Here is a 21361-nt window from a genome sequence, read left to right on the forward strand (position 1 = left end):
TAACTTCAAAACTTTAAATCATGGAAAATTTTGGCACAAACGCAGCCTTGATTACAGCTGTGCTTATGAATTATTTTAACGGAATTTATAACGGCGATGTTACTTTATTGCAAAGTGTATTTCATCCGCAAGCAATTATTGGTTTTGATTTGAATGGAGAAACGCATTTCAAAACCGTAAATCAATATCTGGAAGGCGTTAAAAACCGTAAAAGTCCGCAGGAATTGGAAGAAGAATTCAAAATGAAAATCTTATCTTTAGAAATTATCAATAATACCGCTGTCGCGAAAGTGCAAGTTCCGATATTCGAGTTCAATTATTATGACTTTTTAAGCCTTATTGTCGTTGACGGCAAATGGGTTATCAGCAATAAATTAGCAACTAAAGTAAATTAAAATACAATGTGGAATTCAACCAAAATAACACAATTACTAGGTATTGAGTATCCAATTTTACAAGGTCCGATGGGCGGTGGTTTTTCAACTGCCGCTCTATTGGCTTCTGTAAGCAACGCGGGCGGATTGGGCAGTTACGGTGCTTATACGCTTACTCCAGAAGAAATTCGAGAAGCGGGAAAAGAAATTAAACTCGCTACTTCTAAACCTTACAATATCAATTTATGGGTTAATGATGTAGATAAAAGTCTTTTAAATTATCCTGCAGAAAAACTGGAAAAGATAAAACAGCAATTTAAACCTTATTTTGATGAATTAGGAATTCCGCTTCCCGATTTATCTTCTGATATTCCGTCTAAATTTGAAAAACAAGTAGAAGTTTTATTCGAACTCAAACCAGCTGTTTTTAGTTTCATTTTCGGAATCCCTTCAAAAGAAATCCTTCAAGAAAGTCGAAAATTGGGAATAAAAACCATTGGCGCAGCAACCACTTTAGAAGAAGCATTAGCCTTAGAAGATGCTGAAGTTGATGCCATTATCGCAGCAGGATTTGAAGCAGGCGGACACAGACCATCCTTTTTAAAACCAGCACAGGAATCTTTTACAGGATTATTCAGCCTTGTACAACAACTAAAAGCAAAAACCAAAACACCAATTATTGCCGCAGGTGGAATCATAGATGCAAAAGGAATTGCTGCTGCTTTAACTTTAGGCGCTGATGCCGTACAACTAGGAACTGCTTTTATGGTTACGGATGAATCTGGCGCTGCTCCTATTCATAAAGAAATGTTATTTAAGAATCCGAATGTGCCAACTACGGTTTCAAAATCGCTTACAGGAAGAATGGGCCGAATGATCAGCAATAAAATCTCTGATGCTGTTCCTTTTGAAACCGAAGTGCTCCCTTTTCCACTTCAAACCAAATTAATCGCACCTTTGAAAGTCGCCGCACTCGCTCAAGGAAGAACAGATATGATTAGTTTTTGGTCGGGACAAAACACAAGCAATTTAAAACATCATAAAGCCAACGAATTGATGCAGTCTCTAATTACTGAAACAGCTGCATTTTACCGCAAAGCACGCTAAGTTTAATTAAATTGTTTCATGTTTCAAGTTTCATGTTTCACGTTTCATGTTTCACGTTTCATGTTGAAATGCTTGTGTGTTTAACCGCAAAGTACGCTAAGTTTTTTTTCTCTAGATTGTGTTTTAAGTTCGCAAAGCTTTGTGGATTAGAACGATGCCAATTGCTCGCAAAGTCGCGAAGTCGCAGAGTTTTTAAATTCTTCGCAACTTCGCGACTTTGCGAGATTAAAAAAACTTAGCGTGCTTTGCGAAAAATCCTAGCGTGCTTTGCGGTTAAACCCATCCAGCATTTCACATTTCACATTTCACAACTCAAAGACTGTCCATTTCATCCTGAAGTTTGTCCGCTTCAACCTATTTCCGATTTCGTTTTTAAGGCATTCGACGCACATTTGTACCGTTAAATAACTATAAATATCAAAATCATGAACTCAAAAACAACAAAAATTATCTATTGGACAGGCGCAGTATTAACTTCTTTATGGTTTGGCGCAAGCGGTTTCTTCGAATTAACAAACAATCCATTGGTTTGGGGAATCACACAGCAATTAGGTTATCCAGCGCATTTTATTTATATCCTTGGTGTTTTTAAAGTAGCCGGTGTTATTACACTTTTAATTCCGAACAAATTACTGAGATTGAAAGAATGGGTTTTCGCAGGTATCTTTTTCGACATTATCTTTGCTTTCTTTTCAAAAATAGCCGTTTTAGGTTTTGGCGCAGCAACAGATGCTATAATCGCCTTTGTAATGGTAAGCGTAACTTATGCAATGTATAGAAAATTATATATGGCAACTTACACTCCATCAGAAATCAACTAATAACAAAACTACATCAAAATGAAAATGCCTAATACTTGAATATTAGGCATTTTATTATTTTTTATTTTAATACAAATCAAAATGAAAAAGATCATTCTCATTCTCTGTTTTATACTTTCAGCTTTGTTTTTTATAAGCTGTTTTATGTTTCCAGGATTGTAAAATCATGCCAATTAATTTATCTCAAAAACGATGGATTAATTGGTTTTATCGGTTTTCTAACCAGCTTAAAAATGCTGTTGCTTTTTCTTTTCCGACCAATATTTTTTCTTCTGTCGGAACGCTTAATTTTACGATTATCTTACGCGAAAAATAATGCTCTGCTTCTCTTATCGCAGCAAAATTGACCAAATATTGTCGGTTGACTCTAAAGAACTGAATTGGCGATAAAAGCTTATGAATTTCGTCTAAAGACTGCGTTAACGGATATTCATTTTTATCTAAAGTCATAATCGTTGGCGTTTCGTTTTTGATGAAGAAAAACGCAATATTTTCCGTTAAAACCGTTTGATATTTATTGTTTTTGAAAACCAAAAAACTGCTTTTCCCCTTGTTTTCGCCATTTCGCGTAAGCAAATAATCAAAATCGGGCATTGCTTTTTTATTTCTTTGAAAGAAGTTTTTCAACTCTCCTGCTTTCTTTAAAGCTTGCGAAATGCTGTCTCTAGAAAAAGGCTTTAGAACATAATCGATTCCGTTTGACTTGAAAGCGTCGATCGCATAATCGTCAAAAGCAGTACAAAAAATTACAGGCGACAGAACCTCAACGTTTTTAAAAATCTCAAAACATTGGCCGTCTGCCAGCTGAATATCCATAAAAATAAGATCGGGCTGATCGTTTTCCATAAGATAATCAACCGCTCCGTCAATACTTTGTATATAAGACAAAATCTGAACATCGGGTCTGATGCTCAGAATAAGCTGACCAAGTGCTTTGGCCGTTTTTACTTCATCTTCAATTATTATGATAGTCATAATTCAATGGTATTTTTACTTTAAAAGTGGTTTCGTCTTTATCAATTTCAATTTCTTTGTGAATCAAGTGCATAAAACGCTGGTTGATATTATCCAAACCAACACCTGTAGACACTGCGCCTCTTTTGAGCTGAATTTTATTTTCAATTACTAAAAACTCATTTTCGGTATAAAGTTTAATAATCAAAGGTTTATCTAAAGAAACAACATTGTGTTTGATGCAGTTTTCGATGAGCAGTTGCAAAGTAAAAGGCGGAATTGCAGAATCGTATTGTTTTGGATCAATTTCGTTTTCTAAAACAAATCCGTCTTCAAAACGGGCTTTCAGTAGATAAACATACGAATCTAGAATCTGAAGCTCTTCGCTTAGCGGAATCAAATCCATTTTTCGACTTTCTAATGTAAAACGATAAAAATCAGATAATTTCAATATAAAATCAGAACTCTGCGGATCTTGAATATCAACCATCGATTTCAAGGTGTTCAAGCTATTAAAAAGAAAATGCGGATTAACCTGCTGTTTCAGCAATTCGTATTGAGCGCCTAGATTTACTGCTTTTGTGCGTTCTAGCTCTACTCCTATTTGCTGGGTTTGATAGTTTTGAAAAAGCAAATGCAAGAACATATAGACAATAAGGTTAATCAAAACGCCACGGAGTTCGAACATAATTGGCGCGTCCATTTTTGACACCTGAAAAAGTTCCTGATGTGCGATTACGAGAATCACCATCAGCAGAATTCCCATTACGACACTCAACAAAAGTTTCCAGTTAAACAGACTTTTGTTGTTTTGGTGCGATGAAAATTTTGGCAAACTATAGATATTGTAATACCATATAAAAAGGGAAAACAAAAGTGTAATCGAAGAATTGATAATAAGATCACCAGGCGTAGAATCGGCATCAAATAATTTGGGTATCGAAGCCATAACCGCCAGTGCGATAGAACTTCCCCAAATGACTTTTTGAGAAACCTGAAAGCGTTTAACTTTTTCCATAATTAAGGTTTGTTTTTGATCTTACTCTGTCAAAGATAGGTTTATTTTTAAAAAATTAAATTAGATTTTGCTCTCGCAGATTTTGCAGATTGAGGAGATTTTTTATTTTTTTTAAACACATAGAAACATAGATTTTTTATTTTATTCTTAAATGAGATAAAAGAAAAAAACTAGTTTTTAACACATTGTCAGACTGCGTAAAAGCTTTGTCAAAGTTTGAAACTTTGACAAAGCGTAAAGCAATAGCTATGTGTATTTATGCAAAGTGAAACGCCTTTGTCCGCAAAGCAATCTATGTTTCTATGTGTTAAAATAATCTACGTGAAACAAAAAACCTAAGCACGTTTCACCCCAAGAATAGCACCAGATTTCATATCTTGTACAAATCCAATTACTTCAAAGTCTTGGCTATTAAAATTCTTAGGCAAAGTAATTGTCGAGTTTCCTTTTGCAGCTTTCAGATCGATGGTTTGCAAACGCTGTACAATCTGGTAATGCGATAAAACGCGATGCGCATTCTCTCCTCGCTTTACATTGCTTTTAGCTGATTTTTGAACTACTGCAATAAGCAAATGAATGTTTTTGAAAGTACCATTAATACTATAATTCAGCGTTAATTTATCATTTTGCTGTTTGGTTTCTAAGGACAAATCAACCGCAGCGGGTTTAGAAAGTGCTGATTTGATTCCGTTTCGCAAACTGGTTTCCTGAGAACCGATATAATCTGCTTTTCCGTTAATGATTACTTGAGGCGTATAAATTGGTTCTTTTCCCAAAAATTGCGCGTAGTCGTATTGTCTTTGGGTGTAACTGGCATTGCTAAAAATATCTTTCCAGCCTTGTTTGTCCCAGTAATCGACATGATAAGCCAGTACGTAGACATTCTTATCTTGATATTCATTCTGAATTTTTCCAAGCAATTCATCTGCTGGCGGACAACTCGAACAGCCTTCTGAAGTATACAATTCTAAAAGTGCAAAACCTTTTTTATCTGAGTTTTGACTAAAAATGCTGCTTGCACTAAAGAGAAACAACATTATTAAGCCCATTAGTATTTTTTTCATAACATTATTTTTTTTGTTGATTGTTGATTGTTGTTGGTTGATCGATTCTCTTCTTTGGAAAAAAACCAAAAACTACCAACCAACAACCATCAACAAAAAATTAAAGGATATTAATCTCAACGTTTATATTTCCTCTGGTCGCTTTAGAGTATGGACAAGTCTGATGCGCTTGAGCGGCCAAAGCTTCTGCGGTTTCAGTATCTAAACCTGGAAGACTGATATTTAATCTCGCTTGAAGCGAATATTCTCCTTCTGTTACACATAAATCAACCTCAGCGTCTACCGCAGTTTCTGCTGGAAGTCTAACTCCTTGTTTTGAAGCCGCAATTCCTAAAGCTCCAATAAAACAAGCCGACCAACCCGCAGCAAACAGTTGCTCTGGATTTGTTCCCGGACGCGAAGATCCCGGCACGCTTAATTTGATATTCAATTGTTCGTCTGAACTTTGAGAGGCTCCTTCTCTACCGCCTGTTGTGTGTGTTTTTCCTGTGTATAAAACTTTTGTTTCCATGATTTTTCTGTGTAAAATGTTATTTGTAAAAAGTAAAATGTTTGTTGTTATTGATTTTTGATATTGATATTGGAATTTGGAATTTTAAAAATTGGAATTTATTTCAAGTTCGCTACATCAATTATCGCTTGTGCAAATGCTTTTGGATCTTCTTGCGGAACGTTGTGTCCAATTCCTTTTAAGATTCTGTGTTCGTATTTTCCTGTGAATTTGTTTGCGTATGCTTTTCCATCCGCGAAAGCGCCGTCAAAATCACTTCCTATGGTAATGGTTGGGACTTTAATTTCTGGTTTTGTTGAAAGACGTTTTTCTAAAGCATCATATTTAGATTCTCCTGCTTCTAGAGATTGTCTCCATCTGTAATTGTGAATTACAATTGCTACGTGATCTGGATTATTGAAAGATTGAGCGGTTTGATCGTAAGTTGCTTTGTCGAAATTCCATAACGGAGAAGCGATTTTCCAGATTAATTTATTGAAATCGTAGGTGTTTTGAGCGTAACCTTGTTTTCCTCTTTCGGTTGCAAAATAATATTGGTACCACCATCCTAATTCAGCTGTTGGAGGAAGCGGTTTTAAATTTGCTTCTAAATTCACTACCAAGTAACCGCTTACCGAAACCAAACCTTTTACACGTTCTGGCCAAAGTGCTGAAACTACAACTGCTGTTCTCGCTCCCCAATCGAAACCGCCAATTACGGCTTTGTCGATTTTTAACGCATCCATAAAAGCAATAATATCACTTGCTATAGCCGCTTGCTGACCGTTTCTAAAAGTGTCTTTAGAAAGAAAAGTTGTTGTTCCGAATCCTCTTAGATATGGTGTAAAAACATGATATCCTTTTGCTACTAAAAGCGGAACCACTTCGTTGTAACTGTGAATGTCATAAGGCCAGCCGTGAAGCAAGATTACGGGTATTCCGTTTGAAGGTCCTGCTTCGGTATAACCCACGTTTAATAAACCTGCATTGATTTGTTTTAAAGTTCCTAATGAACTGTTTACTTCGATTGTTTTTTGTGTTGAAGTTTGTGCTTGAGTTAAAGATGCATTCATAAAAAGGATTGCGATTAAAACTATTTTAGTTGCAATGCTATTTGTAATTTTTAAGATCGTTTTCATAATTATTTATTTTTTTAGTATTTGATTATCAGTTAATTTCTTCGTCAAAGGTATCTTGACAATGGTTGTTTTAAAAGATAAAAAAAGGTGAAGTGGACAAAGTTGGGGTTGAAGTGGACAAGCTTTTTTTTTAACCGCAAAGCACGCTAAGATTTTTTGCTTTCAAGACTTAGTAAAAACGCAAAGAGCGCAAAGCTGTGTGATAAAAAAAACTTAGCGGACTTAGCGTAATCCTTTGCGCACTTTGCGGTTAAACCTCACACGCCATTCAAGATTAATCTCGCAAAGTCGCTAAGACGCAAAGTTTTATTTCGCCTAGCTTTGCGCCCTTTGCGTTTTTACAAAGTCCTATAGATAAAAAACCTTGCGCTCTTTGCGGCTAAACCCACACGCCATTCAAGATTAATCTCGCAAAGTCGCTAAGACGCAAAGTTTTATTTCGCCTAGCTTTGCGCCCTTTGCGTTTTTACAAAGTCCTATAGATAAAAAACCTTGCGCTCTTTGCGGCTAAACCCACACGCCATTCAAGATTAATCTCGCAAAGTCGCTAAGACGCAAAGTTTTATTTCGCTTAGCTTTGCGCCCTTTGCGTTTTTACAAAGCCCTATAGATAAAAAACCTTGCGCACTTTGCGGTTAAATTCCACACGCATTTCAACATGCAACCTGAAACCTGAAACTATTTTTTCAACGTTAAGATTGGCTTTCCTTTTTCTACAATATAAGTCGCCAGTTCTGCTGCATTGGCATTGGTATTATTTTTAGCGGAATGCACTACGCCTGCTGGAATAAAAAGTACTTCTCCCGCTTTTAGCGTCACCGGTTTTTCGCCTTCAATTTGATATTCTAACGTTCCTTCTACTACATAAATCACTTCTTCTCCTGGGTGAAAGTGTTTTCCAAATGATGAATGCGCTTTAAAATCAATTCGAGCTTGAACCATTTCTTTTCCTGGAGTGCTGAGATCGTGTTTTTGTAAATCGGTACGTTTTACTCCTGTTTGCGCCGCAAGCTGATTCGGAACTAAAAAGGCAATGATTCCTAAAATAACAATTGCAATTACAACCCAAGTTTTTTGTTTTTTCGTTTCCATGATTTTTTCTCTTTTTTAGTTTGGTATATCTTTCATTTATTTCACGCTCCAATAGTTATCGCGAGCGTGAAACAACTTTTTTCTTTTTTCTATATTCTATGTTCTTTTTTCTATCTTCTTATCAATGTTTCCCTCTTAAACTTCTGAAAGCATCGCGAAGTTCGATAGTGAAAATTTGTGGCTCTTCCCATGAAGCGAAATGTCCGCCTTTGTTTACTTCGTTATAGTAAGACAAGTTTTTGTATGCTTTTTCAGCCCAGCTTTTTGGCGCCTGATAAATCTCTCCGGGAAATACCGTAATCGCTACTGGAATTTTAATATCAGCTGTTTTCTGTTCGAAAGCATTAAAGTTGTTATTGTTGTTTTCCCAATACAATTGAGCTGAAGAATTGGCTGTATTCGTTAGCCAATACAAAGAGATATCGTCTAGCATTTCGTCTTTTGTAAGTGATTTTTCGGCATTTCCTCCGCTGTATGTCCATTCGTTGAATTTATCCAAGAAAAAGGAAGCCAATCCAACAGGAGAATCTGTCAATCCGTAACCTAAAGTCTGCGGACGCGTTACCATCATTCCGGCATAACCGCCGCCTTTTGTATGTAATTTGTTTAGCGAATTAAAAGCTGCTTTTTCTTTAACCGATAATCCTGCAGGAGCTGGATCGCCGTCTTTTAAAGCTTTTGCAACATCAGCAGGAACAGTCGCCGGCATATTCACATGAATTCCTAATAAACCTTCTGGAGCTTGGCGCGCCATGGCATCTGCAATTACAGAACCCCAATCGCCACCTTGCGAAACATAGTATTTATAGCCTAAACGTTTCATTAAAACATCCCAAGCACTTCCTATTTTCTCTGGTCCCCAACCTGTTCCTTTTGGCTTTTCAGAAAAACCGTAACCTGGCATTGACGGAATTACCAAATCGAAAGCATCTTCTGCTTTTCCTCCATACGAAGTCGGATCTGTTAGCGGTCCAACTACTTTTAAAAGTTCAAAAACCGAACCTGGCCAGCCGTGCGTAATAATCAGAGGCATTGCATTTTTATGTTTTGATTTTACATGGACAAACTGAATATCGAGTCCGTCGATGTTGGTTACAAACTGAGGCAGAGCGTTTAGTTTATCTTCGGCTTTATGCCAATCATAATCTGTTCCCCAATATTTTACCAGACCTTGAATCTGATTCAGTTTTACTCCTTGCGACTGATCGCTTACTGTTTCCTGATCTGGCCATCTTGTCGCATTGATGCGATTGCGAAGATCTGTAATTGCTTCCTGCGAAACGCTGATATGATAAGGACGAATTAAACTTGCATCATTTTTAGTTTGTTTGTCTTTATTTTGTGCGAAAGAAGCTGATGCCAATAACATGAAAGTTCCCGCTGCAATTGTTTGTATAAAAGAAGGTCTGTTTCTCTGAACTGTTTTCATTTTTTCTGATTTTTAAATTAGTGTTAATCGTTAATTTCTTTGTCAAAAGTATTTCGATAACCCTTCTTAGGAAATGAGAAAATAGTTGAAACGGACAAACTTCAGGGTGAAATGGACAGGCTGTGAGTTGTGGATTTCTGGGATGTGAAATGTGAGATGTGAAATGCTGGTGTATTTTACCGCAAAGCACGCAAGGTTTTTTTGCGTGGACTTTGTAAAAATGCAAAGAGCGCAAGGCTTTGTGGATAACGATGGTGGAATTGCTCGCAAAGTCCCTAAGACTCAAAGAATTTAGAAACTTTGCGAGATTAAAAAAACCTTGCTCCCGATAGCTATCGGGATTGCGTAAACCTTTGCGTGCTTTGCGGTTAAATAAGCAGTTAGCAAAAAAAATCAGGTATAGTATGTTATTACTATCCTGATTTATATAATTCTTCTGTAGTTAATTCTAATTCTCTAATTTCAAATAATTGCCATCAAAGCTAATCACTACCTTTTCAAATTGCCCGAGGATATCTTGACCAATATTGCCAAAGTTTACTTCGCCATAAACGCCATAATCTTTTGGGTCAATTTCCATTTTTTGAAGCTGAATTGTTTTATTTCCGAGCGATATTTGCTGCTCTTTTAAAACTAAAACTTCAGTCGAAACAACTTCTGCTCCTGCACTAGAAGATTTCATCGTTTCTAGAGTTCCAGCTTGATCAAGAGCTGTTTTGAATTTTTCGTAAAACGCTTTGTTGAAGAGACTCACTTTTGCGCCACTATCAAAATTGAATGGCAGTGTTTTACCTTTATACTCCAGCATTACAATTGCTCTAAGTTCGTCTACAAACAAGTTTTTTTCATTTGCACCAGAATCTAATTCTTTAGAAAACGTAAGTTTATCTTTTTCAATTGTAATGGTTCCTAATTCTTTTACAATAGGGAAACCAATAATTCCGTTAATCACATATGCTCCATCTGCAAAAGTAAAAGCCTTATCTGGATATACTAAAAATACAGCGTTATGAATTTTCAGTTCCCCTAAAGTAATTTCAGGTGCAACGCCAATACGAACTTTATTCTTTTGCCCCGTAAAACTCTCCACCGAAATATCATCGTCGGGAAGAATTTTTAGCCCCATTTTTTTTGCAATGCTTTCTGTGATACAGCTGATTCCTGCTCCAGTATCAAAAACAAAATGAGCCAATGTATCTTTTGCTTTAACCTCTGTTGTAATCAGACCCGCTTTATCTCTTATCGTAGCCAAAGTAATTTTCGAGAATTTGTCGATAGACTGAGGTCTCGTACTTCGCAAAGTCTTCCAGATTTTCTGAGTGTTTATTTCGTCAAGAAGTTCTTCTTTGGTAAATTTTTGCTGAAACTTCATGGTCAAAACTTTAGAAGCCATATAAGCAGAATTATAACTGAAGAGTTTAATGTAGTTATCATCTTTCAATTTGGCAAATTCATAACTATTTATAAGTTCATTATTTTTCAGGCTGTCCAAATACTGGTTTGAAAGCTTTGGTTTGTTGCAGACATTGGCATACAATCCTTTATAGAAATAATAATCTTTACCTTTTTCTCTATTGTTAAGACTATCCATTTTAGCAAACTGATGCTGTTTGCTCAGCTGTTTTAAAATAGAATCTGAGTTCGTCTGACCCAATACGACTTGTGCCATAAGAAAAAAAACAAGTAAAAGTTTCTTAAAATTCATCTATTTAATTTTTGAATGTTAAATATAAGGAAAATCTAAAATTAAAATTTCAATTACTTGTTTTTAGAATTTAAGGATTGAGATTTAAAAAAAAATCAGGTCTAGTATTTCTACCATTCCTGATTTTTTGAATTATAACTAACTTTATTGTATTTATCTTCTTCCTCTAAAGCCTCCGCCTCCTCTAAAACCTCCACCGCTGAAACCTCCGCCACCGCCTAAACGGCTGCCGCCATCTCTTTGGAAGTTTTGGAAATTACGCGTTTGCGATTCGCCACGGTCTCTTGAAAAAGCAGAACGGTCTAGATCGTTTGTAATATCAGGACGACCTGCTTCACCAAGCGGTTTATTGGGTTGCCCCAGCGTTTGTTCTGGTTTGGTAAAATTATCACGTTGCGTTGCTCCTCCTAGTCGAGTTTCACCACCCAAGTTTTGGTTTGCTTTCGGCTGAATTCTTTCTCCTGCTCCATTTGCTCCCAATCCCTGATTATCACGCTGAATTCGCTCTCCCGCTCCATTGGCACCAAGTCCTTGATTAGCTCTATTCTGAATTCCTTCACCTGTTTTTTTAGACGAACCCAAAGTTCCTGCTTGTGTCCAGCCACCGTTTCCGTTATTGTAATGACTCCAGTTTCCGTTGGCATCTCTTTTATAGACATGTCCATCGTGACCTGCATAAAGATTGTTATTGTTGGTATGAACAGTCGTTCCTCCGCCTCTGCGATGTGTAATTACACCTTCTTTTCCGCCTGAGGTCTGATAAGCAACTGCCGTTCCTCGTCTTGTTGTAATATGTCCAGTTTGCGCCCACTGATTACCGTTTGTCGCAGCCGAATGTCCCCATTGTGCATACGCGTTATGCCCTTGATTGGTTCTCGCATAATTTCCTGTCCACGGATTGTAGGTACTTGCTGCCGTGCGACCGCCATACCAGCCTTGCATACTTGCAGAACGTCCGTATCTTCCTGTTGCAGGATTGTACCACGCCGAAGTTCCCGCAGCACCATAAGGTCCGTAAACGCGTCTTCCGGCCGCATAACCACCAGTCCACGGATTGTAAACCGCTCCACCTCCATACGCATAAGGCCACGGACGATAAATTGGATACATCCCACCGTAATACACATAAGGCGGATAATACCATCCCGTACCATAAGTCAAGATTGCGCCTACTGTAGCGCCAATAATAAAGGCCCCCAAATAACCTGCCGTAGAACTGCTTTCTACCGTAGTATCAGTTGTAGTTTGCGTAACATAGGTTACATTATACACAGGTGAACTTGGCGGAATTGTATAGATTTCTTTCGGAACAGAATCGGCTGTTTTCCAAGGTCCGTTTGGACTTGTCGACATAAACCAAACCGCCTGAAAGCATAAATAATACAAATCGCCTACTTTTATAATTTTCTCTTGCGTATTGCTCGCATATTGCATTTTCGTGCCTTCAATAGGTTTAAATTGAGCCGTTCCTCCATCATATGTCACTTTTACTTTTGCCTCAGCATCCGATTTTTTCAAAATAGCCGTTGTCGGAACTTGAGCCAACATCACGGCATCTTTTGCTTCCTGTGTTCCAGGCACAGACGACAATACATTGGCACGCGGAGAATCTTTCGGAATCTTAGCAAAATCAGCCGGCAAATTATTTCCTGCATACGACCAAGGTCCAGTTAATTCTTTCGATTTAAACCATCTTCCTGATAATAGCACATAATATTGACCGTCTCCCTCATTAGCAAAAACATCATTTTCCGTATTATCGATGTACATTAATTTAGTTCCAGGGATTTTAATGAAATTCGGACTTCCGTTTACCGCAATCAATTCAGCAGGTTTATTGCTATAGAAAACCTCTGGAGCCGCTCCCGAAGACGGTGGCGGAATCATTTTTTTGACTTCATCATAATTCTGTCCCGAAGGCAGATTATTTAAACCAGAAGGCAATTTGGTTGTTTTCGTCCATTTGCCCGCAATATCTTTAGAAGTCAGCCAAATATTATCAACCAAGAGATAATAATCTTTTGCCGTTTTATCATAAAACACATCCCAATTCGTATTGACTACAAATTGAATATCCGATTTATCTATAGGCACCAAAACCGGTTCTCCCTGTACAATCAGCAAAATCGACGGATTGGTACTATAAAAAATAGTCGGTGCATCATTTTTAGCCGCAATTCCTTTTGGCGGACTTTTGGTATGGCTTAAATCGGCCAGAATGCGATCTACCGAAATCGGTTCTCCGCTTTTAGGCAATGTTTCTTTAAACAGTTTTTCCATTTCGGGAACTTTCTTTTCGTCTAGAGCAGGAAATCGAACATCGGTTACCTGAAGATTTTTAATAAAAGCACTTCTATTGTCTTTATCCACCAAGGTTTCTGCTTTTAAAGAAGCCACACCCAAAACCTGTTTTCCGTCTTTTGGAGTTAACGAAAAAGCCACACGCGCCGTAAGTTCTTTAAAATCCTTCCAGTCGTCTACCTGAGGCTGATAATAAACCAGTTTTGTACCGTTGTTCTCCGCTTCGCGCGGCCAGCCATTATCGGCAATTAATCCAGAACTTGCCGTATCAGACTTTTCCGTTTCTGTATTTAATTGTTCTTTATCTTTTTTGCAGGAGAACAAAATCGCACTCAGACAAACTGCAATTATGAGAAAAGCTTTTTTCATAAATTTAAAGTTAGATTATTCATTAAAAATTTATTCTTCTGGTCGTCTTATAAAATTCTTTCCATAAAATTAAATTCACCGAATAAAAAAAACTAAAAATCAGTCCGTTACTTTGTTTCAGATTGTAATTTGAAACCAAATTGTACCAAAATCATCCTTATTTTCTCGAGCTAAAATTTAAATCTGCTTTGTAAAACAAGGTTTGAAGTGAGATTTTTTATTAGGAGCTATTTCCTGCTATCCGTTTCAATCTTTTATGGTGAACCCCACCATAAAAGGATTTCCACTTCTATCAGGGCTAGGGTTTTCGTTTTTATAAGAAGATTTTTTTGGAAATCAATTCTTACAAATTATAATATTTTTCTGACAAACAAAAATTATCCTTTTTTTGATATATTTGCGATTCCTAAATTACAGAATATGATACTTAAAAAACTTCTTGCCCATGTGGTATGGTGGCGGCATTGGAAACAACCGTAACGCTTCTGTAAGCGTAGGACACCTTAGCTACATGGGTTTTATATTTCCTAAATTACAGAGTTATGAGTACCAAAACCCTTTCAAAAGAAGCCGAAATCAGGCTGATGAATTTCTTCAACGACAGAATCGACCCGCAATCTATGGCGAAAGCCCTAAGACAGGTCAATTTCACCCTCGCACTAAACGTGATGAGCGAACAAGAAAACATCCAGCAAGAAACCAAATTAAGAGACAGTTTCTATTGGCTCAACGAATTAGCCGAAACTTTAAATCCATATTTGGATGTAGAATAAGGTTTCTTTTTTGAAAAAATTAAAACCCTTGATCTTTTTGCGAAAAAGATTGAGGGTTTTGTTTTTTTATTATAAATTATAAGGACTATTTATCAAAATATGTTTATGCATAAGAAATAAATTGGCTTTATAAAGTTTATTAGCAAGTGCAAAATCCTTCTGCCTTGTAATTTTACCTAAAGGAGATTCCAAAAAGAAACTAGCAAAAGGCTTAACATTATCTGAAAAATAGTTTCTCTCCCAATAAATGTCTCTGCAAGAAGTTACAACAACATCTGTATCTGGGTTTTCTTTTAATTTATTTGTCAATTTATCCATCCAAGGTTTATTATCTGTTGCAGAATGGATAATAATTTTTTTACCATGTCTATTAATCACAATAGAAAAATCTTCATATTTTCCTTTAATGCCAGGAAGAAAAGATGGAAGTGCTTCGCCATATATATCTGTCGTAATACCAATTGTCAGCCATTCTGCAATTTTATTAATTGATGTCGTTTTTCCTGTTTGAGGTGCACCTGAAATAACTAAAAACTTCATAAGTATTTTTTATATTAAATTTATTTTTTGATTTTAAAACAACTTCTAAGCAATCATTCCTTTAACAAAAACTTCAACATATTCCTTCATCTTAGTAATAATCCTATCTCCAATAACTCGAGCTTGAAGAATACTTGGTCTATTATCTAAACATTGAAAAACTTCATCTTTTATGGGTTCTCTTCCACTATATATGTAAGCATCAATTAAAGCTTTAAATTGTGCTTTATCTAAATGTTCTTCATCACATATTTTTCCTAAAGCTAAAACTTTCTGGTCTTGCCAAAACTTCTCAAATTCATCTTCAATCGAATCTCCATCTTTTATAAAAGGCATATTTTCATCAATAAATTTTTGAATTAGTTCTCTCTTACTTCGTAGATTAATATCGCCACCTAACAAATCAATAATAGCTTTTCTTTTAGCATTAGTAGCACTAGCAGTTTTTATTTGTTTTAATTGTGCTAATAATTTTAAAATATATGCAACATTGACTTTATCTCTATGAATTAATTCTAATTCAAAATCTATATCATCAAGTATAGACGTTTTTTGTTTTTGATTGTCTTGTTTTACCTTTTGATATAAATCTAAATATTTGCCTTTGTAATTATTATATTCTTCTTCATCAATTAGTAAATCATCCCAATCAAAATCTGCGTAAGATTGCAGGATATTCATTGCACGCATTAATTTTCTAAAAGCTTGTACAAATAAAGCTTCTTCTTCCTCACTTTCTAAATCATTTACATCTTGATACGTTGGGGTGATTTCCCTTAAATGTATTAAAGCTTCATCAAATTTCTTCGCAATATCTTCATATGCTGGCATTGTTACTACTTCAGTGGCTTCTTTATTAGAAAACAAAGTGATCGCATCATCTGTAGCTTTTTTTAGATTTCTGAAAGCTAAAATATTTCCCTGCGACTTCTGCTCACCTAATATTCTATTTGTTCGCGAAAATGCTTGGATTAAACCATGTTGTTTCAAATTTTTATCTACATAAAGTGTATTTACTTTTTTTGCATCAAAACCAGTTAACATCATATTGACAACAATAACAATATCTAAACGATCTAGTTCATCGTTGAAGTTTTCTTTTTCTCGATTTTTTAATCGTTTACTTATGTTTTGAAAGTATTTTTCAAATGATTTATTGTCTTTATTTGTGAAACTTGTACCATACATTGCGTTATAATGCCCAATATATTTTTCAAGTTTATCTCTTGTATGATTAGATTGATATTGTGTTTGTGGCTCAGCTAAAACATCAAAATCTACTTCATCTGCTGGAAGAAAATCCTGTGCTTCATCTGAATCTTCATTTACACCATATGTGAATATAGTCGCAATTCGCAAATCATGTACTCCTGCCTCTTTCTTCTCTTGGAAAAGATCATAATATTGAATTACATTATCAATACTACTCACAGCTAATAATGCGGAATAATCTCTATTAAATGTTTTTTGATTATGATAGGCAATAATATAATCGACAATCTTATTGATTCTCTTTTTAGAATCATACACTTCTTGTTTGTCAATATCTTCTACCTCTATATCAATAAATGTTTTGCTTGTATTTTTGTATTTACCAACATATTCAATTCCAAAACGTAATACATTTTGATCTCTAATAGCATCAGTTATTACATATTTATGTAGACAATTACCAAATAAGTCTTTTGTTGTTCTCTTTCCGTAATCATTCTTTGACGCATTTTCTGCAAAGATTGGAGTTCCTGTAAAACCTATTAATTGGCTTTTCTCAAAGAATTTAGTTATTCTATCGTGTGTGTCTCCAAATTGAGAACGATGACATTCATCAAAAATAAAAACGATTTTCTTATCTCTTAAATATTCAATATTACTTTTATTTTTTTGAGAAATGGCATTATTTAATTTTTGAATAGTCGTTAAAACTAACTTCGTATTATCTGTTAATTGCTTGATTAAAGATTGTGTATTATCTGTAACATCAACGCTGTCTTTTTTGAAAGCATTGAACTCATTCATTGTTTGATAATCCAAATCTTTTCTATCTACTACAAAAACCAATTTGTAAACTTCGGGCAACTCAACTAAAATTTGGCTTGCTTTAAAAGAAGTAAGCGTTTTTCCTGAACCTGTTGTATGCCAAATGTAGGCGTTGTCATTTGAGTTTTTAACCTGATGAATAATTGCTTCAGTTGCAAAATATTGATAGGGACGCAAAACCATCATTACTTTATGTGTTTCATTCAACACAATGTAATGCGCAATCATTTTACCTAAATGATCTGGATTTAAAAACGAAGCAGTAAAATCTTTTAATTCAGTAATGTTTTTATTATTAGAATCCGCCCAAAAGAAAGTTTGTTTTACTGATTGCAATTTATTGTTGGCTAAATATTTAGTATTGCCTCCATTGCTTATTACAAATAATTGCACATATTGAAACAAACCATGATTGCTCCAAAATGAATGGTTTTGGTACCGATTAATTTGATTAAAAGCTTCCTTGATTTCAATTCCTGAGCGCTTTAATTCTATTTGCACTAAAGGCAAACCGTTGACTAAAAGTGTAACGTCAAAACGGTTTTTGTAACTGCCTTCTAAACTGATTTGATTTGTAACCTGAAATAAATTCTTATTACTCTGTTCTGTATTAAAAAAACGGACATAAAAAGAAGTTCCATCTTCTTTATCCAATTGGAAACGATCTCGTAATGTTTTTGCTTTTTCAAAAACATTCCCTTTTGCAAGATGATTTAAAATAGTATCAAAATCTTTAGCTGTAAAAGTGGTTTCATTAAAAATCTCTAGTTGATTTTTTAAGTTTGAAACCAAAGATCCTCCATCTTGTATTTTTACAGATGAAAAACCCAAGCTAACCAATTGTTTGATTAGATTGTTTTCTAATACAGCTTCTGATTGATAGCTCATCGGATACTAACTTTTATGATCCTAAAAATTCAACATCGTTTAAACCACACCATCTAATATAATTCCTTAAATCGAGTTCATTTACAATATATGGTATTCTCCTTTCAACTCCACTTGCTATTTCTCCAAAATTTGAAGCAACTACCCACACTCCAACTTGAGGAACCAAACATAGCTTAGACTTTGCATAATAGTTACCGAGGTCGTGACTAATTTCTACAAATCCAAATTCAATTAATTTTTCTACTTTTAACATTTTTTTATTTTTTAAACAAACATTTGTTGCAACAATCCTTTTTTAAATCTTTGAAATTGAGTAATTTCTTCTTTAGTATTTTCAATTTTAAAATCAAGCTGTTCTAAAAAATAACCTATTTTATCTTGTTCTTCTTTTGAAGTAGGCAAATACATCTTTTTTGATAAAAACGTTGTATTTGTTATATTAATAGTATTCTTAGCCCCCTTTTGCACTATAGATCTTAAATAATTATTTACATTTATTGGAGATTCGAAGTAAACATTGAGCATATAACCTAGCCCTTTTGTTTCAGGTGTAAAAACCCCATAAAGAGGGGAAACAATTACATTTTCTACAATTTTACTTTGCTTAATTATCCCTAGAGGAAAGTTCCCAGTTGGACTTTTAGTATAAACTAGATCACCATTTTTTACCAGGTTATAATTCTCTGTATTTTTAGCGGCAAAAGCTCTTCCTAAATGTTCAATTTGATTAATCAATCCTTTATGAACCGATACTGAAAAAACATCTTCATTTCCACTGCTCTTATCTTTATGTTCGAAAAAAACTTCGCTTAATTTTCTTACTTTCCAATCCGGATAATCATTTCCATTTTCATCTTTAAAGCGTAATTTCCTAGAAAACAATTGTTGCATTACGCCTTTTTTGTATTGCTCTAATAATTCCTTTTTGCGTGAAAGTTGTTGTATTTTTCCATCAACCGTACTTAAAAAAGAAGCTATTTTTTGTTGCTCCTCGAGAGTTGGAATATTAAGTTTAAGATTTGCAACTCTACTTGTGGATAAGCTAAGAACTTTTGTCCCCTGAGCTATTAGCATTATTTGTTTTCTTAATTTCCAAGATTTCAAAAGATAACCAGTAAATCCTATGAAAGTTTTATCTGAAATTGGTCTAGCTAAAAATGTATGAAGTCCAGACAATAATTTTACATTACAAATATCAATTAATTCAATTGACTTACCAATATCAGCATAATCTTCAGAAGCATCTGCCATAATTATATCGCCATTTTTACAATATGACTCTTTTTTTATATTAGATAAATCTACATCAGAAATTATTAAAGGGACATTTTCATTTTTCAGATAAAAATGAGTTTGGAATTTTGTATGAATATCTCCGTAATGAATATTATATACTTCTCCTTCGTCATAATTTAATTTATCCCTAGATAATGAATTTGTATTGTAAAATGAATAAAGTTCACCAAATCTTTTTTCTTTCCAATTTTCTTCAAACTCAGGAAAACGCAATTGTGGTGCTTCACTTTTTTTCTTTTCTATTCGTAAAATTGCTGTACTCATTAGAAAGGTGTTTCAATTCCTAGTTCATTGCAAAAACCGACAATGGTTTTATCTGTTTCTTCAATAGTTGCATTCAAAACCTTAATTTCGTTAGCAATTGCATTTATATCAATACTTTCTTCGTCTTCAAAAGTATCAACATAACGAGGAATATTCAGGTTGTAATCATTAGTGGCTATTTCACTCAAAAGTGCAATATGGCTATATTTTACTTCTCCAATTCTGTTTTTGTAAGTGCTAATAATTTTGTCAATATCTTCGCTTCGTAAAACATTCTGAGTCTTTACCTTTTCGTAATTCTGGCTCGCATCAATAAACAAAATGTCGTTTGGATTCTCTCTTTTTTTCTTAAGAACCAAAATACAAGTCGGAATCGAGGTACCGTAAAAAATATTGGCAGGCAAACCAATTACAGCATCCAAATAATTTTTCTCTTTTATTAAATATTCGCGTATATGTCCTTCAGAAGCCCCACGAAATAAAACTCCGTGAGGTAAAACTACAGCCATTGTTCCATTATCGTCTAATTGATGAACCATGTGTTGTACAAAAGCAAAATCTGCTTTACTGCTTGGAGCTAGTTTCCCATAGTCCGAAAAACGATCTTGGCTCATAAATAAAGGGCTCGCGCTCCACTTTGCAGAAAAAGGTGGATTGGCAACAATAGCTTCAAAACGCATATCGTAATGTTGCGGACGTTCTAAAGTGTCTTCATTTTTAATATCAAAACGTTTGTAATGCACATCGTGCATAATCATGTTCATACGACATAAGTTGTAAGTTGTAGGATTCATTTCCTGTCCATAAAATTCACCTACATTTTTTACTTCTTTTGCCACACGTAACAATAAGGAGCCAGAACCACATGTAGGATCGTAAACACTTTTAAGCTTTTCTTTACCTACAGTTACTAATTGTGCCAAAATACTGCTGACCTGTTGTGGCGTATAAAATTCACCTGCTTTTTTTCCTGCACCACTAGCAAACTTGCCAATCAAATATTCGTAGGCATCTCCAAGCACATCACTATCTGTATTTTCAAGATCAAAATCAATTTCATCTAAATGCATCAGTACACGAACAATTAATTCATTTTTATCCGTTTCAGATTTCCCTAATTTATGAGAAGTTAAGTCTAGGTCTGAAAACAGGTTTCCGAAATCCTCTTCGCTTTCTGTTCCCATTGTACTTTGCTCAATATGGGTAAGTACTTTAGCTAAATCACCAAGAATAAAATTATTTATACCGCCTGAATTTCCTCTTTTTGCTAATTCAGAAAACAATTCAGAGGGTTCCAAGAAAAAACCTAGTTTATCAATTGCTAATAATTTTAATTCTTGCAATAATAGGGCTTCGTCAGGATGTCCTTTAACTTCTTTAAAAGTCAACCCGTCTGGTTTTAGTACTTCATTAGCATACAAATCCATTTTGGTACTTAAATACTTGTAGAAAATAAAACCTAATATATAATCCCTGAAATCATCGGCATCCATTTTTCCTCGAAGAGTGTTTGCAATGTTCCAAAGTTGTTGTTCTAATTTTTGTTTTTGTTCGGCTGCCATTAAGCAATTTATTGTTTGTTTATTCTGATATTTTAGAAAGTGCTAAAATATCGAATATAAACGGAAGTGGAAAGAGGAAAAACGTAAAGTATCCAAAAAGCAATCATTTTATTTATTGTTGTTTTTCAATTCACA

Annotated in this window: 18 protein-coding genes; 4 read left to right on the forward strand and 14 right to left on the reverse strand. The window is 34.9% G+C overall.

The window, feature by feature from the left end:
* Positions 1 to 20 precede the first annotated feature (20 nt).
* From J7574_RS12530 to J7574_RS12540, 3 genes are all read left to right on the forward strand, one after another.
* A complete protein-coding gene (locus tag J7574_RS12530; protein ID WP_290968659.1) occupies positions 21 to 395 on the forward strand; it encodes a nuclear transport factor 2 family protein in 375 nt (124 codons plus the stop codon).
* 6 nt (positions 396 to 401) lie between these two features.
* Positions 402 to 1481, forward strand: coding sequence for a nitronate monooxygenase family protein (locus J7574_RS12535; RefSeq protein ID WP_290968661.1), 1080 nt, complete (start codon positions 402 to 404; stop codon positions 1479 to 1481).
* 425 nt (positions 1482 to 1906) lie between these two features.
* Positions 1907 to 2302, forward strand: a complete 396-nt coding sequence (locus J7574_RS12540) for a DoxX family protein (RefSeq protein WP_290968663.1) — start codon at positions 1907 to 1909, stop codon at positions 2300 to 2302.
* 207 nt (positions 2303 to 2509) lie between these two features.
* Here J7574_RS12540 and J7574_RS12545 read toward each other — a convergent pair whose 3' ends face one another.
* The 9 genes from J7574_RS12545 to J7574_RS12585 all read right to left on the reverse strand — a co-directional run bounded on the left by J7574_RS12545 (position 2510) and on the right by J7574_RS12585 (position 13863).
* The gene (locus tag J7574_RS12545) at positions 2510 to 3277 is read right to left on the reverse strand and encodes a LytTR family DNA-binding domain-containing protein (RefSeq protein WP_290968665.1); all 768 of its coding nucleotides are present in this window, start codon (positions 3275 to 3277) and stop codon (positions 2510 to 2512) included.
* On the reverse strand, positions 3258 to 4274 hold the full coding sequence (locus J7574_RS12550; protein ID WP_290968667.1) for a sensor histidine kinase: 1017 nt from the start codon (positions 4272 to 4274) through the stop codon (positions 3258 to 3260). The genes J7574_RS12545 and J7574_RS12550 overlap by 20 nt, the downstream gene beginning before the upstream one ends.
* 335 nt (positions 4275 to 4609) lie before the next feature.
* Positions 4610 to 5338, reverse strand: a complete 729-nt coding sequence (locus tag J7574_RS12555; RefSeq protein ID WP_290968669.1) for a thioredoxin family protein — start codon at positions 5336 to 5338, stop codon at positions 4610 to 4612.
* Between the two features lie 100 nt (positions 5339 to 5438).
* Positions 5439 to 5849 carry an organic hydroperoxide resistance protein gene (locus tag J7574_RS12560; protein WP_290968671.1) on the reverse strand — a complete coding sequence of 137 codons (411 nt, stop codon included), beginning with the start codon at positions 5847 to 5849 and terminating at the stop codon, positions 5439 to 5441.
* A 98-nt stretch (positions 5850 to 5947) separates the two neighbouring features.
* A complete protein-coding gene (locus tag J7574_RS12565; protein WP_290968673.1) occupies positions 5948 to 6967 on the reverse strand; it encodes an alpha/beta hydrolase in 1020 nt (339 codons plus the stop codon).
* Positions 6968 to 7645: 678 nt separating this feature from the next.
* Positions 7646 to 8059, reverse strand: a complete 414-nt coding sequence (locus J7574_RS12570; protein ID WP_290968675.1) for a cupin domain-containing protein — start codon at positions 8057 to 8059, stop codon at positions 7646 to 7648.
* 121 nt (positions 8060 to 8180) lie between these two features.
* Complete coding sequence (locus J7574_RS12575; protein ID WP_290968677.1) at positions 8181 to 9488, reverse strand: epoxide hydrolase family protein; 1308 nt, start codon at positions 9486 to 9488, stop codon at positions 8181 to 8183.
* Positions 9489 to 9936: 448 nt separating this feature from the next.
* Positions 9937 to 11193 carry a retropepsin-like aspartic protease gene (locus J7574_RS12580; protein ID WP_290968679.1) on the reverse strand — a complete coding sequence of 419 codons (1257 nt, stop codon included), beginning with the start codon at positions 11191 to 11193 and terminating at the stop codon, positions 9937 to 9939.
* Between the two features lie 153 nt (positions 11194 to 11346).
* A complete protein-coding gene (locus J7574_RS12585; RefSeq protein ID WP_290968681.1) occupies positions 11347 to 13863 on the reverse strand; it encodes a hypothetical protein in 2517 nt (838 codons plus the stop codon).
* Between the two features lie 542 nt (positions 13864 to 14405).
* On the opposite strand from J7574_RS12585, the gene J7574_RS12590 reads away from it, so the two are divergent.
* On the forward strand, positions 14406 to 14636 hold the full coding sequence (locus tag J7574_RS12590; protein ID WP_290968683.1) for a hypothetical protein: 231 nt from the start codon (positions 14406 to 14408) through the stop codon (positions 14634 to 14636).
* Between the two features lie 69 nt (positions 14637 to 14705).
* Here the strand turns inward: J7574_RS12590 and J7574_RS12595 are convergent, their stop codons facing one another.
* The 5 genes from J7574_RS12595 to J7574_RS12615 are packed head-to-tail and all read right to left on the reverse strand — an operon-like array spanning position 14706 to position 21226.
* Complete coding sequence (locus tag J7574_RS12595; protein ID WP_290968685.1) at positions 14706 to 15176, reverse strand: hypothetical protein; 471 nt, start codon at positions 15174 to 15176, stop codon at positions 14706 to 14708.
* Positions 15177 to 15221: 45 nt separating this feature from the next.
* Positions 15222 to 18101, reverse strand: coding sequence for a type I restriction endonuclease subunit R (locus J7574_RS12600; protein WP_290968687.1), 2880 nt, complete (start codon positions 18099 to 18101; stop codon positions 15222 to 15224).
* 13 nt (positions 18102 to 18114) lie between these two features.
* Positions 18115 to 18357: a hypothetical protein gene (locus J7574_RS12605; RefSeq protein WP_290968690.1), complete on the reverse strand. Its 243-nt coding sequence runs from the start codon at positions 18355 to 18357 to the stop codon at positions 18115 to 18117.
* 11 nt (positions 18358 to 18368) lie between these two features.
* Complete coding sequence (locus J7574_RS12610) at positions 18369 to 19664, reverse strand: restriction endonuclease subunit S (protein ID WP_290968693.1); 1296 nt, start codon at positions 19662 to 19664, stop codon at positions 18369 to 18371.
* Positions 19664 to 21226, reverse strand: coding sequence for a type I restriction-modification system subunit M (locus tag J7574_RS12615; RefSeq protein WP_290968696.1), 1563 nt, complete (start codon positions 21224 to 21226; stop codon positions 19664 to 19666). Before J7574_RS12615 ends, J7574_RS12610 begins: the two co-directional genes overlap by 1 nt.
* Positions 21227 to 21361: the final 135 nt, after the last annotated feature.

Source organism: Flavobacterium sp. (genome assembly GCF_017744675.1).
Lineage (GTDB): Bacteria > Bacteroidota > Bacteroidia > Flavobacteriales > Flavobacteriaceae > Flavobacterium.

What these genes read in the sequence shown, in the direction of transcription:
- J7574_RS12550 (WP_290968667.1), bottom strand. Translation starts at nt 4,274, where the DNA reads ATGGAAAAAGTTAAACGCTTTCAGGTTTCTCAAAAAGTCATTTGGGGA.
- J7574_RS12595 (WP_290968685.1), bottom strand. Translation starts at nt 15,176, where the DNA reads ATGAAGTTTTTAGTTATTTCAGGTGCACCTCAAACAGGAAAAACGACA.
- J7574_RS12545 (WP_290968665.1), bottom strand. Translation starts at nt 3,277, where the DNA reads ATGACTATCATAATAATTGAAGATGAAGTAAAAACGGCCAAAGCACTT.
- J7574_RS12570 (WP_290968675.1), bottom strand. Translation starts at nt 8,059, where the DNA reads ATGGAAACGAAAAAACAAAAAACTTGGGTTGTAATTGCAATTGTTATT.
- J7574_RS12555 (WP_290968669.1), bottom strand. Translation starts at nt 5,338, where the DNA reads ATGAAAAAAATACTAATGGGCTTAATAATGTTGTTTCTCTTTAGTGCA.
- J7574_RS12590 (WP_290968683.1), top strand. Translation starts at nt 14,406, where the DNA reads ATGAGTACCAAAACCCTTTCAAAAGAAGCCGAAATCAGGCTGATGAAT.
- J7574_RS12585 (WP_290968681.1), bottom strand. Translation starts at nt 13,863, where the DNA reads ATGAAAAAAGCTTTTCTCATAATTGCAGTTTGTCTGAGTGCGATTTTG.
- J7574_RS12560 (WP_290968671.1), bottom strand. Translation starts at nt 5,849, where the DNA reads ATGGAAACAAAAGTTTTATACACAGGAAAAACACACACAACAGGCGGT.
- J7574_RS12530 (WP_290968659.1), top strand. Translation starts at nt 21, where the DNA reads ATGGAAAATTTTGGCACAAACGCAGCCTTGATTACAGCTGTGCTTATG.
- J7574_RS12535 (WP_290968661.1), top strand. Translation starts at nt 402, where the DNA reads ATGTGGAATTCAACCAAAATAACACAATTACTAGGTATTGAGTATCCA.
- J7574_RS12605 (WP_290968690.1), bottom strand. Translation starts at nt 18,357, where the DNA reads ATGTTAAAAGTAGAAAAATTAATTGAATTTGGATTTGTAGAAATTAGT.
- J7574_RS12575 (WP_290968677.1), bottom strand. Translation starts at nt 9,488, where the DNA reads ATGAAAACAGTTCAGAGAAACAGACCTTCTTTTATACAAACAATTGCA.
- J7574_RS12565 (WP_290968673.1), bottom strand. Translation starts at nt 6,967, where the DNA reads ATGAAAACGATCTTAAAAATTACAAATAGCATTGCAACTAAAATAGTT.
- J7574_RS12610 (WP_290968693.1), bottom strand. Translation starts at nt 19,664, where the DNA reads ATGAGTACAGCAATTTTACGAATAGAAAAGAAAAAAAGTGAAGCACCA.
- J7574_RS12600 (WP_290968687.1), bottom strand. Translation starts at nt 18,101, where the DNA reads ATGAGCTATCAATCAGAAGCTGTATTAGAAAACAATCTAATCAAACAA.
- J7574_RS12580 (WP_290968679.1), bottom strand. Translation starts at nt 11,193, where the DNA reads ATGAATTTTAAGAAACTTTTACTTGTTTTTTTTCTTATGGCACAAGTC.
- J7574_RS12540 (WP_290968663.1), top strand. Translation starts at nt 1,907, where the DNA reads ATGAACTCAAAAACAACAAAAATTATCTATTGGACAGGCGCAGTATTA.
- J7574_RS12615 (WP_290968696.1), bottom strand. Translation starts at nt 21,226, where the DNA reads ATGGCAGCCGAACAAAAACAAAAATTAGAACAACAACTTTGGAACATT.